This window comes from Acinetobacter sp. CAU_H_56 (assembly GCF_058599425.1).
Genome location: NZ_CM178654.1, coordinates 901593 through 914170, shown reverse-complemented (window position 1 = coordinate 914170; position 12578 = coordinate 901593). Strand labels below are relative to the sequence as shown.

At 42.9% G+C, this 12578-nt stretch carries 9 protein-coding genes; 8 read left to right on the top strand and 1 reads right to left on the bottom strand.

Annotation, left to right across the window (positions count from 1 at the left end):
- Positions 1-2: 2 nt before the first annotated feature.
- Both AC4MCC_RS04485 and AC4MCC_RS04480 read left to right on the top strand, forming a co-directional pair.
- Entirely contained in the window at positions 3-1007 is a 1005-nt protein-coding gene (locus AC4MCC_RS04485) for a Tim44 domain-containing protein (protein WP_166137751.1), read from the top strand.
- A 249-nt stretch (positions 1008-1256) separates the two neighbouring features.
- Positions 1257-1781, top strand: coding sequence for a tetratricopeptide repeat protein (locus tag AC4MCC_RS04480; RefSeq protein WP_419374719.1), 525 nt, complete (start codon positions 1257-1259; stop codon positions 1779-1781).
- Between the two features lie 34 nt (positions 1782-1815).
- On the opposite strand, the gene AC4MCC_RS04475 is transcribed toward AC4MCC_RS04480, so the two are convergent.
- Positions 1816-2394, bottom strand: a complete 579-nt coding sequence (locus AC4MCC_RS04475; protein WP_491880190.1) for a hypothetical protein — start codon at positions 2392-2394, stop codon at positions 1816-1818.
- A 233-nt stretch (positions 2395-2627) separates the two neighbouring features.
- Here AC4MCC_RS04475 and ahcY point away from each other — a divergent pair, with 233 nt between their 5' ends.
- From ahcY to AC4MCC_RS04445, 6 genes are all read left to right on the top strand, one after another.
- A complete protein-coding gene (gene ahcY / locus AC4MCC_RS04470; RefSeq protein WP_419365418.1) occupies positions 2628-4010 on the top strand; it encodes an adenosylhomocysteinase in 1383 nt (460 codons plus the stop codon).
- A 183-nt stretch (positions 4011-4193) separates the two neighbouring features.
- Positions 4194-5030, top strand: coding sequence for a methylenetetrahydrofolate reductase [NAD(P)H] (metF, locus tag AC4MCC_RS04465; protein ID WP_284879109.1), 837 nt, complete (start codon positions 4194-4196; stop codon positions 5028-5030).
- Between the two features lie 31 nt (positions 5031-5061).
- A complete protein-coding gene (locus AC4MCC_RS04460) occupies positions 5062-5772 on the top strand; it encodes a 16S rRNA (uracil(1498)-N(3))-methyltransferase (RefSeq protein ID WP_159124482.1) in 711 nt (236 codons plus the stop codon).
- Positions 5773-5949: 177 nt separating this feature from the next.
- A complete protein-coding gene (locus AC4MCC_RS04455) occupies positions 5950-8826 on the top strand; it encodes a putative bifunctional diguanylate cyclase/phosphodiesterase (RefSeq protein WP_419375307.1) in 2877 nt (958 codons plus the stop codon).
- Between the two features lie 141 nt (positions 8827-8967).
- Positions 8968-11247: an NADP-dependent malic enzyme gene (locus tag AC4MCC_RS04450; RefSeq protein ID WP_419365421.1), complete on the top strand. Its 2280-nt coding sequence runs from the start codon at positions 8968-8970 to the stop codon at positions 11245-11247.
- A gap of 83 nt (positions 11248-11330) precedes the next feature.
- Positions 11331-12563 carry a multifunctional CCA addition/repair protein gene (locus AC4MCC_RS04445; RefSeq protein WP_004784716.1) on the top strand — a complete coding sequence of 411 codons (1233 nt, stop codon included), beginning with the start codon at positions 11331-11333 and terminating at the stop codon, positions 12561-12563.
- Positions 12564-12578: the final 15 nt, after the last annotated feature.

The window sequence follows — 12578 nt, the reverse complement described above, 5'->3', positions numbered from 1 at the left end:
GAATGGAAGTTCGACAGCGTGGTTTGATTGCAGGTCTTTTAACAGCAGCATTACTGGTTGCTCCTTTAACTGCTGAAGCAAAACGTGCCGGTGGCGGTAAAAGCCATGGTATGCAACGTTCTGCTGCGCCTACTCAATCTTATCAACAACCTCGTCAAGCTGCGCCAGCACAACAGGCTCCAGCCGCTGGTGCTGCAACTCAGCAAAGATCTGGCCCAGGCGTAGGTAGTATGGTTGCTGCCGGTGTAGCAGGTGCTGCAGTGGGTGCCGTTGCTGCCAATGCGCTGGCTGATGACAAAGAAGTACAAGCGGCTTCTGAAGCTCAAGCAGCTCAACAGCAACAAGAGGAAAAAGGTGGTATTCCTGGCTGGATCTGGATTTTACTTGCTGCCGCTGTTGCCTTCTTCATTTTCCGTAAGATGGGCGCAAAAAAAAAAGTAGCTTCTAATCCATATGCTCCAAATAGTGGTGCTGGTCATTCAGCACCATTTGGTCAGACACCTCCTCGCGGTGGTGACAACACCAATATTTTTGGTCAGAACGTGGGTGGTAGCACGCCAAGCACGAATGCTCCGTTTGGTTCAGCTCCGGTAAATAACGCCCCATTTGGTGCAGCCTATACCAATAGCGGCAACCAGCTTCCGGATGGTACAGAGCCTGCGACTTTCTTACGTGTGGCACGTCAGCGCTTCAACCACATTCAGTCAATGAATACGGCGAGCAACATTTCAGAAATTAAACGTTACCTGACCCCTGATCTTTACCAGTCGATGTATAACGACATTATGGCGAATCAGGATCAGGACGTAGCTGAGTTCTCTAACCTGAATGCAATGGTTGTGGATTCATCGAATGAGAATGGTCAATACGTAGTAAGCGTACGCTTCACTGGTACTGTAAGTGAAGACCTGAATAGCCAACCTCAACCGTTTGCTGAAATCTGGCACTTTGTCAAACCTGCCGGCTCTCAGCAAGATTGGGTGGTTGCAGGAATCCAGCAAGACTAAGTTTCTAGCTAATTAATCGTATATCAACAGCGGCTTTCGAGCCGCTGTTTTGCTTTCTGAAGCATTGAAAAATATTTAAATTTATTTTTGTTCTCTTTCTATTCGTTTTATTGTTATTTCTCTAAACAAATAGCTTAGTTTGCGTGTTTTAAACACTATCAGTCGACTTTTATAAAAAAGCCAATTTTCGGATTGGCTTTTTTATTTTGAACCTTTTAATCTAGATACAAAGATATTTGAGATACTGACATGACTGAGCGTGTTTCTCCCCCTGCCACGCTGGCAAACCGCGCACTGGCAGGCAATGCTGAAGCCCAATTTGAGCTTGCCGAACTCTATATGCAAAGCGAGCATGATGATGACATCATGCTCGCTGAAGAATGGGCATTGAAAGCAGCCAATGGCGGCTGGGTTGAAGCCATGTACTGGCTCGGTGAGGGTTATACGGTTTATGCTAAAGAAATCGCTGAGGAAGACCCTGAAGATTCCAAAGCTCACTTTGAGTTAGCCTATTACTGGTTGAGTAAAGCCAATTTCGAAAAACACCCTGCGGCAACTTTGGAGCTGGCTGGCTTTTACCGACGTGGTGATGTGGTAGAAAAAGATGTCGAAAAATCCATTGCTCTGGTGAAACAAGCAGCTGAATGGGGCGAAGTTCAAGCCATGCGTGATCTTGCCTTTATTTATGCCAATGGTCTTGGTGTGGTCGCTGATGACATACAGGCAGATTACTGGACTAAGAAAGCAGATGAAATTGAGCAAGACATAGAATAAAGAATAAGCCCATCAGATGATGGGCTTTTTATTATTAAATTTTATTTACTATACTTTCTACTTGTTCAATTAAATCATCTAGCATTTCATTTAAACGAATAAGATCATGAAACCTCATTACACTAAAATTACTATGATCAATTTTTTCTTGCTGTCTCAATAAGACTTTTGTTCTTTGAGTTTTAGAATATTTATAGTCTTCACGTGTAAGATTCGCACGTATTTTTCTTAACTCACTTATATCATGTGAGAGGAATACAATATATTTATCATCTATTAGACTTGGTATAGAGTGTGCTATTAAATTCCTAATGTATAGATTCTTTTTTATTTTTTCAAATAATATATTTGTTATAGGAGTAAAGAACTCTTGTATTTCATGACACTCCATCAGCTGTGCCAATGGTAAAGTTTTTACTTGACCTTTATAGGTTGCAATTTCCATATAAGTTACTAATCTTTTTAAATGTACCTCTAATTTATTAAAGTTGATTAACAGATCCATTATTAATAATTTGTGACCTGCTTTTAGTTCATTCTCCCCCAAGAAAACCAATGGATTCTCTTGCATAAGTACATCTATATATTTAGTAACCTCTTCTAAATCATCCATAATATTTCCTTAGTTTAATTTTAGAACAATATATTTTTATTACCTTGTTTACAACTTGGCTATCACTTTAAATCCAAGTACAATACCCCGCTAGTCGAGGGATGCTGCGACGTTTTACAGGTACGAAATGTAAAAGCGCCAGGCTCGACGATCGGTCCAACTTTTTCTAGACAGACCAACAACGGCATCCGCGAACTGAATGATCAATTATTGTTTTTTATAAGGAGATCGTGATGAACGCGGTTAATGCTTCATTTACAGATTATAAAGTTGCTGATATTTCCCTAGCTGACTACGGCCGTAAAGAAATCAAACTTGCAGAAGCTGAAATGCCTGCCCTCATGGGTCTGCGTAAGCGCTACTCAGCTGCTAAACCGCTTGCTGGTGCCAAAATCCTTGGCTGTATTCACATGACTATTCAAACTGCGGTTTTAATTGAAACTCTGGTTGAATTAGGCGCTGAAGTTCGCTGGACTTCTTGTAACATCTTCTCTACTCAAGACCACGCTGCTGCTGCAATTGCTGCTCGCGGTATTCCTGTATTTGCTTGGAAAGGTGAAACAGAAGAAGAATACATGTGGTGTCTTGAGCAACAGATCAATGTAAATGGCAAACCTTGGGATGCCAACATGATTCTGGATGATGGCGGTGACTTGACTGCTGTTGTTCACGAAAAATATCCTGAACTGATTGCAAAAATCCACGGTATTACTGAAGAAACCACTACAGGTGTAGCACGTCTTCTAGAAATGTGGAAAGACGGCTCTCTGAAAGTTCCTGCAATCAATGTCAACGATTCAGTAACCAAGTCTAAAAACGACAACAAATACGGTTGCCGTCACTCACTAAACGATGCGATCAAACGTGCAACTGACATGCTGCTTTCTGGCCGTCGTGCGTTAGTGATCGGCTATGGTGACGTAGGTAAAGGTTCTGCTCAGTCTCTTCGTCAAGAAGGTATGATCGTACGTGTATCTGAAATCGATCCAATCTGTGCGATGCAAGCATGCATGGACGGTTATGAAGTGGTTTCTCCATACAAAAACGGCGTTCAAACAGGCAAAAAAGAAGATGTGAACGTTGATCTTCTTCAAAATACCGACCTGATCGTGACTACGACTGGTAACTACCACGTATGTGACGCTGCGATGCTAGATACACTAAAAGCTGGTGCAGTAGTTTGTAACATTGGTCACTTCGATACTGAAATCGATACCAATTACCTACGTGGTTACAAATGGGTTGAAGTGAAGCCTCAAGTACACCAAGTGTATCGTTCAGAAAATGAAAATGATTACCTGATCCTGCTTTCTGAAGGTCGTCTGGTGAACCTGGGTAATGCAACTGGTCACCCTTCACGTGTTATGGACGGTTCTTTTGCCAACCAAGTATTGGGTCAAATGCACCTGTTCGCTGAGAAATTTGCTGATCTTCCAGAAGATCAAAAACAAGCAGCGATTCGTGTAGAACTACTTCCTAAGAAATTAGACGAAGAAGTTGCTGCTGCAATGGTTGCCGGTTTTGGTGGTGTTCTGACTCAATTGACTTCAGAACAAGCAGACTACCTAGGCGTACCTGTTGAAGGTCCATTCAAGTCTGATGCTTATAAATACTAATTTTTGATTTCCACCTCACCCCGGCCCTCTCCTATAAGGAGAGGGAGATTTCCATTGTGAAAATTGTTATAGGGTAAATCTTAAAGACTTTAACTATCACAATGGTAGTCCCTTCTCCCTCTGGGAGAAGGTTAGGATGAGGGTAATCTATAAAATACAAGTATTTATAAAAAGGATTTGAACATGTCTAAACAGATTCCAATTTCTTTTGAGTTTTTCCCGACTAAAACTGATGCGGGTGCGGAAAAACTCAAAGTGGTTCACCAAGAACTGCAACAGTTGAATCCAGAATTCTTCTCTGTGACTTATGGGGCTGGCGGTTCAACACGTGAACGTACTTTATCTACGATTAATGATTTTAACGGTAAAGGCACACCCGTTGCTCCTCACCTGTCTTGTATCGGCGATGACAAAGCGCGTATCGCTGAACTACTTGATTTGTATAAAGCACAAGGGATTGATCGTATTGTCGCACTGCGTGGTGACTTGCCATCTGGTCAGGTGGGCCTAGGTGAATTGCCTTATGCACAGGATCTGGTTCGCTTTATCCGTGAACATTCAGGTGATCATTTCCATATCGAAGTTGCTGCTTATCCTGAAATGCATCCACAAGCAGATAGCTTTGACAAAGACATTCAGCACTTTGTGGATAAAGTAAATGCAGGTGCCAATGCTGCATTGACCCAATTCTTCTTTAATCCAGATGCATACTTCTACTTTGTAGACCGCATTCAGAAAGCTGGAATCGATATTCCGGTTGCGCCAGGTATTATGCCAATTACCAATGCCAGCAACCTGATTCGCTTCGCAGATGGTACAGGTGCTGAAATTCCACGCTGGATTCGCAAGCAACTGGCGACCTATGGGGATGACACTGCAAGCATTAAAGCCTTTGGTCATGAAGTCGTGGTGAAATTCTGCGAACGCCTGATTGCTGGTGGTGCACCGAGCCTGCATTTCTACACCATGAATACCACTGATCCAACCCGTCAACTTGTTAAAGACCTCGGTCTTGCATAAGTAAAATACCTGATTTGAGAGTAAAACTTTAATGCCACGTTTTTTTATTGAAGCTGATTTAGCAGTAGATACCACTGTAGAACTGACTGAAACAGTGTTTCATCATTGGGTTAAAGTTTTACGTGCTCAAGTCGGCGAAAAAGCCACCCTGTTTAATGGACAAGGTGGTGAATATGAAGTTGAACTGGTCGAAGTTTCCAAAAAGTCGGCTGCTGTACAGGTCAATAGTTACAATCCTACTGATCGCACACCTAAATTTAAAGCCTTGCTTGGCCAGGTCATGAGTAAAGGTGACCGCATGGATTATGCGATCCAGAAAGCAGTTGAACTGGGTGTATCTGAAATTCAACTTCTAACCTCTGAACGCTGTGAAATGCGCCTGAAATACGATCGTGATCAAAAGAAACTGGATCACTGGCAAGGTGTAGCCATTGCCGCCTGTGAACAGTGTGGAATGAATATTGTTCCTAAAATTTTAGCGCCAATGTCACTTGAAAAATGGCTGGAAACTGATCTTCCTACTACCAAACTGGTGCTAGCGCCAAATAAAGAAGAAATTGATGTTCTGGCGAATGCCACGCCGGATATTGCCTTGCTGATTGGCCCTGAAGGCGGCTTGAGTGAAGCAGAAATCCTAGCGGCGAATTCCCAAGGCTTTGTTAACTGGTGTATTGGTGAACGTGTCCTGCGTACCGAAACTGCTCCTGTCGTTGCCCTCTCAATTTTGAATTACACTATTTAAGCGGTCAAAATTGTAAAATTTAGTTATTAATTTTATTGATTTTTATTTATAAGCGCTCTACTCTTGAGTCAATAATAATGAAACACATATTGATTGATTTAAGAATCATTCAGGCTTGAATAAAAATTAAAATCTAGGGTAAGAACCGTTCAGGACGAATACAAGGCACTTAATTATATGATTGATAATCAAGAGGCTTATATCAAAGAGCACTTACATCGTGCTCAGATTGCGAACACGCTTCGACATAGCCGATATTTTCTGTTAAGTATCATGATTATTTGCCTCTATATTTTTTGTGTTTATCACATTCAATATAGCTTATCGAATACTTATTTTAATCTTTGGTTTATCTTGACTGAAATTACCGTCAGCATGTGCTGGCTCATCAATACCCTGTATTTTAAGCCTGAACAATATCAACTGAAAAATGCACATTACTGGTTACAGATTCAGAGCCTTGCGGTAGGTTGCTGTATCGCTTCCGGTATTTCCCTGATTTATTATTACTTGCCGCAGGCCAATATCAATTTTGATGAAATAGAAGCACTGACTCTATCAGCCTTGCTGTTAATTGTTACCCAAGCTTTTGGTTTGACTTATTTAACTCAGAAGCTCAGTTACTTTTCACTGGTATTTTTACCTTCATTAGTACCCTTTTTGCTCTTTCAGTTTTTTCATATTTCTGGTGCTAATCCTGTCTTTGGCCTGGCCTTAAATTTTGCAGTTATTGTGATCCTGCTCTGTGCCAATAGTACCTATCGTATTCACACCCGTACTTCCCGCCTTTATGCGGAAAATGAATTACTGGTGAGCAATGCCGAACAGCAGGTCGCCTGGACGGATGAACTGTGCAAACAGTTACAGACTGAAGTCAATAAATCAAAAGATATCGAACTGGAGCTACAGCTCAGCAATCAGTTACTGGAACAGAAAGTTCGTGAACGTACTTATGATATTGAACAGATAAATATTGATCTGAAAAACCAGCAGCAAAACCTTGAGCTGACTCATGAAATCGCCGGTATCCGTCCATGGGACTGGAATATCAAAGACCGCAGTATTTTGCTGACCAATCATAAAGATGAGAAGGTACAACGGAAATCCAGCGAACATCATCTGCAGTTACAGCATATGATTCATCCCGATGATCTGGCTGCGTTCAAAAGCAATATGAAACAGCATCTGCGTGGGAAAACTGAGCGCTATGAAGTAACTTACCGGATTCAGCAAGCGCCGGGAGTCTGGAGCTGGGTACATGATGTAGGCAGGGTGATCAGTCGCGATCCCGAAACTCACCGTCCTTTACGCATGGTTGGAATTTTGCGTGATATTCAGCAGGAACGCAGTTCTCAAGAACGCCTGAAACTGGCAGCAAGTGTGATCGAGCAGGCAGCTGAAGGAATTTTCATTTTAAATGATGAATTACGTTATATCGAAGTGAATCCTTATTTCGAGAATTTGTCCGGTTTTGAACGTAATGATATCTTGGGTAAATATCTGTTTGATATCACTGCAAGCCATAAATCACAGCAACGCAGCATTCATTCCAATATCATCAAGCAAGTCGTGAAAATCGGATCCTTTGATGGCGAACTGAGTGAAAAATTCCTGTCCGGCAAAGAAATGCCACTCTGGTTGCATATCAATGCGATTACCGATGATGAAGGCCGTATCACCCACTATATCGGCATTGTCTCTGATCTGACTGAGCGTAAATTACAGGAACAGCGCCTGTCTTATCTGGAAAATTATGACACGCTAACTGATTTGCCAAACCGTTTTTACTATAACTACCAGCTGCATCAGTATCTGATGACGCAAAAAGATTCCATCAAGAAAATGGCGGTGATTCGACTCAATATCGATCGTTTCCGTCCATTGAATGAATACTTGTCTAATAATGGTGGTGATGAGCTGTTGCGTCAGGTGGCACAGCGCTTACGTCTGACCAATGCTGAAGCCCTGTTTGTAGCCCATCTAAATGGCGATGACTTTGCGATTTTGTATGAAATCTCGCATATTCGCCCATCTGTACAGGAACACTGTCAACGAATTGCTGAAGCCTTCCAGGCTCCTTTCCATATTTTTGGACAAGATTATGTGATTACTCTATCGATGGGCGTGGCCTTCTATCCGGATCATGGTCGTCAGCTAGATTATTTAAATAACTGTGCTGAACAGGCGCTGAGTGAAGCCAAAAATCTTGGTGGGAATACTATCCATTTCTACTCCAATGAAAATACGGCTTTGCTAGAGCAAGGAATTTTCATTGAACGTGATCTGCGTAAAGCTATTCAGAATGGCGAACTAGTAGTCTACTATCAGCCGAAAATTAATTTCAATGACCAGCACATTTATGGCTTTGAAGCTTTAGTGCGCTGGAAACATCCAGAAAAAGGCATCATCCCACCGGGCCTGTTTATTCCTTTAGCCGAACAGACCAGCCTGATTTCCGAGATCGGCCGTCTAGTGATTCAGCAAACTGCCAAACAGATTCGTGAATGGAATGATCTTGGCTTTCATAATATCTGTGTCTCTGTGAATATCGTGGCACAGCAATTGCGTCGTGGTCAGTTACTTGATGATCTGGATCAGGCCATTACCGAAAACCAGATTTCTGGCACCAGTCTGGAACTGGAAATTACTGAATCTTCACTGATTGAAAACTCTGAATCTGTCAAAAATCTGCTGAACCAGATCAAGCAGCGCCAGATTAATATTTCTTTAGATGACTTTGGAACCGGTTATTCTTCTTTATCCTATCTTGCCGATTTTCCTATTGACATTCTCAAAATTGACCGCAGTTTTGTCTCTAAAATTGGCGAACATAAACAGGAAGCGATTGTCAGTGCCATGGTCGCGATGGGTAAAGCCATGGGCATGACTGTCGTCGCTGAAGGTATTGAAACTGAAGAACAGCTGCAATATCTACGTGATTTAGATTGTGATATTGCCCAAGGCTACTTCTTCTCCAAACCATTGCCTGAACTGGAAGCAACTGCATATTTAGAACAGAATCGCGTTGCTGAAACTTATATATATCAAGTCTAAGTCTATATCTACCTCGAATAAGATTGTCGCAAAAATGGTCGACTTTGACTGGGCTAAGTGCTTAACAAATGTTATATTCAGAGCCATAAATGCAATTTTTTACCCGCTTTCTGGGTAATCTTTACAACGATAGAGATACAGATGGACGAACAATCTTTAAAGCAGCAGGCTCTTTACTATCACGAATTCCCTACTCCAGGAAAAATCAGCGTTACACCAAGCAAACAATTGGTCAACCAACGTGACTTAGCCCTTGCTTACTCGCCTGGCGTTGCCGCACCATGTCTTGAGATTGAACGCGATCCTTCAACAGCTGCACTTTATACCGCACGCGGTAACCTGGTTGCAGTGGTCAGTAACGGTACAGCAGTTCTTGGTTTGGGTAATATTGGCCCACTGGCGTCTAAACCAGTCATGGAAGGTAAAGGCGTACTGTTCAAAAAATTTGCGGGTGTTGATGTATTCGATATCGAAATTGCTGAAAATGATCCAGACAAGATTGTTGATATTGTCGCTTCTCTAGAACCCACTTTTGGCGGGATCAACCTGGAAGATATCAAGGCTCCAGAATGTTTCTATATTGAACAGAAACTTCGTGAACGCATGAAAATTCCTGTGTTCCACGATGACCAGCATGGTACTTCAATCATTGTAGGTTCTGCTCTTCTTAATGCTTTGCAATTAAACGGCAAAAAAATTGATGAAATCAAGATCATTGCTTCAGGTGCCGGCGCTGCTGCCCTGTCTTGCTTGAACTTGCTTTGTGCTCTTGGTGCGAAAAAAGAAAATATCATCGTTGCTGACTCACGTGGTTTATTAACAACTAAACGTGAAGGTCTGGACGAATCTAAAAAAGCATATGTACAAGACATTGATGCCTCTCAGATCGGTGACGTGATTGCAGGTGCAGACATGTTCCTGGGTCTTTCTGCAGCCGGTATTCTCACCAAAGAAATGGTGAAACTGATGGCTAAAGATCCAATTATCTTTGCCTTGGCGAACCCAGATCCAGAAATTCTGCCTGAACATGCACACGAAGTTCGTGATGACGTGATCATGGCAACTGGCCGTTCTGACTATCCAAACCAGGTGAACAACGCACTGTGCTTCCCTTATATCTTCCGTGGTGCATTAGACGTTGGTGCCACCACCATTAATGAAGAGATGAAAATTGCCTGCGTACACGCAATTGCACGCATGGCACATGTAGAAGCAGATGCTGCATCTTATGGTGAAAAATCAGTTTCTTTCGGTCGTGATTACCTGATTCCTGGTCCACTGGATCAACGTCTGATTCTGGAAATTGCGCCTGCAGTTGCACAAGCTGCAATGGATTCTGGCGTAGCGACTCGTCCTATTCAGGATTTCTCGGCATATCGTCAACGTCTATCTGAGTTTGTTTATAACTCAGCTTTCATGATGAAACCAATCTTTGCACAAGCCAAAACAGATCCTAAACGTATCGCTTATGCAGAAGGTGAAGACCTGCGTGTACTTCGTGCTGCACAAATTGCAGTGGATGAAGGCTTAGCTAAACCGATTCTGGTCGGTCGTCCAGCAGTCATCGAAGCCAATATCAAGAAATTGGGCTTACGTCTTGAAGATGGTGTCAACATCACCATCGTGGATCAAGAAAAGAACCCGGATTACGAAAAATTTGCAGACGACTATTACAACCTGATGCAACGTAAAGGTGTAACGCCTGAATATGCACACCGTGAAGCGCGTCGCCGCTCTACTTTGATCGCTGCGATGCTGGTTCGTCATGGCATGGCGGACGGTATGTTATGTGGTACTTACTCAAGCTACGACATCCATCTGGACTTTGTCAGCAATGTCATCGGCAAACAGGATGGCCATAATACCTTCTTCACCTTAAACGCATTAATGCTGGAAGAGCGTAACCTGTTCATCGCAGATACTTACATCAACCGTAATCCAACGGCTGAACAGCTTGCTGAGATGACGATTCTGGCTGCTGAAGAAGTGCGTCGTTTCGGTATTACACCGCGTGTTGCCCTACTTTCTCACTCTAGTTTCGGTTCAGACCAGCACGATGCCAGCGCACAAAAAATGCGTCGCGTATATGAAATTCTTTCTGAAACTGCACCTGAGCTTGAAGTTGAAGGTGAAATGCATGGTGATGCAGCATTAGACGAAAATATCCGTCAGTTTGCATTCCCTAATTCTCGTTTCAAAGGTTCTGCAAACCTGCTGATCATGCCAAATCTGGATGCAGCCAATATTTCGTTTAACCTGTTAAAAGCAACTTCAGGTAACAACGTGACCATTGGTCCTATCCTGCTTGGTGCTGCGAAACCTGTTCATATCCTGACACCAACTGCAACGACTCGTCGCGTAGTGAATATGACTGCATTAACTGTCGCTGAAATTCAGGAAGCAGAAAAAAACGCGCTCTAAGGAATGTACGCATCAGCGTAACTTCTTGACTTGAGAAAACCTCTATTCTGTAGCATGATGCTTGTAAGAATAGAGGTTTTTTCATGCAAGTTTATTTAGTAGGCGGTGCAGTTCGGGATCATTTACTTGGACACCCCTATCACGAAAAAGATTATGTGGTTGTCGGCGCGACGCCGGAACAATTGCTTGCTGAAGGTTTTCAACCTGTTGGCAAGGACTTCCCTGTTTTTCTTCATCCTGAAACCAAAGACGAATATGCTCTGGCACGTACCGAACGCAAGTCTGGCTATGGTTATCATGGTTTTGAATTTTATACCGATATCAATGTCACCTTGGAAGAGGATCTGATCCGCCGTGACCTGACCATCAATGCCATGGCCATGGATGATTCAGGCAAGATTTATGATCCTTATGGTGGTCAAAAAGATCTGGCTGATCGTGTACTGCGTCATGTATCAGAAGCTTTTGTCGAAGATCCTTTACGTGTTTTAAGGATTGCCCGCTTTGCTGCGCGTTATCAACATCAGGGTTTTAGCATTGCAGAAGAAACGTTGGTGCTGATGAAGCAGCTGGCGGAATCGGGCGAGCTTAATGCATTGACACCTGAGCGGGTCTGGAAAGAAACCACACGCGCACTGATGGAACAAGATGCAGATGTGTATTTTGAAGTATTACGTAGTTGTGGTGCTTTAAAAGTACTGTTCCCGGAACTGGATGCCTTATATGGCATTCCGCAACGTCCTGAATATCATCCTGAAATTGACTGTGGTATTCATACCATGATGTCTTTACAGCAAGCTTGTCGCCAAAATTATAGTCTGGATGTACGTTTTGCGGTTCTGGTTCATGACCTTGGTAAGGCATTAACCCCTGTGGAAGAATTACCACGCCATATCATGCATGAAGAACGTGGGATCAAACCGGTGAATGAGCTGTGTGAACGCTTAAGAGTTCCAACTCATACCAAACAGCTGGCGTTGGCTGTCTGTAAAGAACACTTAAAATGCCATCAGGCTTTTAACTTAAAACCTGGCACGTTATGGCGTTTATTGCAGCGTCTAGATGTATTGCGTCGTCCTGAACGTGTTGAAGCTTTTGTACAGGCCTGTGAATGTGACTCTCGCGGCCGCTTGGGGTTGGAAAATCGTGCTTATCCTCAGGCTCAATATGTGCTGGATGCCATGCAGGTCGTACGTAGCATTAAAGCTCAAGATTTGCCTCCAGAGATTCAAGGTCCGGATATTGGTGAAATGCTGATTGAACGACGGATTGCAGCTCTGGCAGAACTGAAAGAACAGCACAGTGCTATACTTTAAACATCAGGCTCCTTC

Bases quoted from the DNA above. Each gene is read 5' to 3' on its own strand.
- AC4MCC_RS04475 (WP_491880190.1), bottom strand. From the start codon at position 2,394: ATGGATGATTTAGAAGAGGTTACTAAATATATAGATGTACTTATGCAA.
- ahcY (WP_419365418.1), top strand. From the start codon at position 2,628: ATGAACGCGGTTAATGCTTCATTTACAGATTATAAAGTTGCTGATATT.
- AC4MCC_RS04480 (WP_419374719.1), top strand. From the start codon at position 1,257: ATGACTGAGCGTGTTTCTCCCCCTGCCACGCTGGCAAACCGCGCACTG.
- AC4MCC_RS04455 (WP_419375307.1), top strand. From the start codon at position 5,950: ATGATTGATAATCAAGAGGCTTATATCAAAGAGCACTTACATCGTGCT.
- AC4MCC_RS04460 (WP_159124482.1), top strand. From the start codon at position 5,062: ATGCCACGTTTTTTTATTGAAGCTGATTTAGCAGTAGATACCACTGTA.
- AC4MCC_RS04450 (WP_419365421.1), top strand. From the start codon at position 8,968: ATGGACGAACAATCTTTAAAGCAGCAGGCTCTTTACTATCACGAATTC.
- AC4MCC_RS04485 (WP_166137751.1), top strand. From the start codon at position 3: ATGGAAGTTCGACAGCGTGGTTTGATTGCAGGTCTTTTAACAGCAGCA.
- metF (WP_284879109.1), top strand. From the start codon at position 4,194: ATGTCTAAACAGATTCCAATTTCTTTTGAGTTTTTCCCGACTAAAACT.
- AC4MCC_RS04445 (WP_004784716.1), top strand. From the start codon at position 11,331: ATGCAAGTTTATTTAGTAGGCGGTGCAGTTCGGGATCATTTACTTGGA.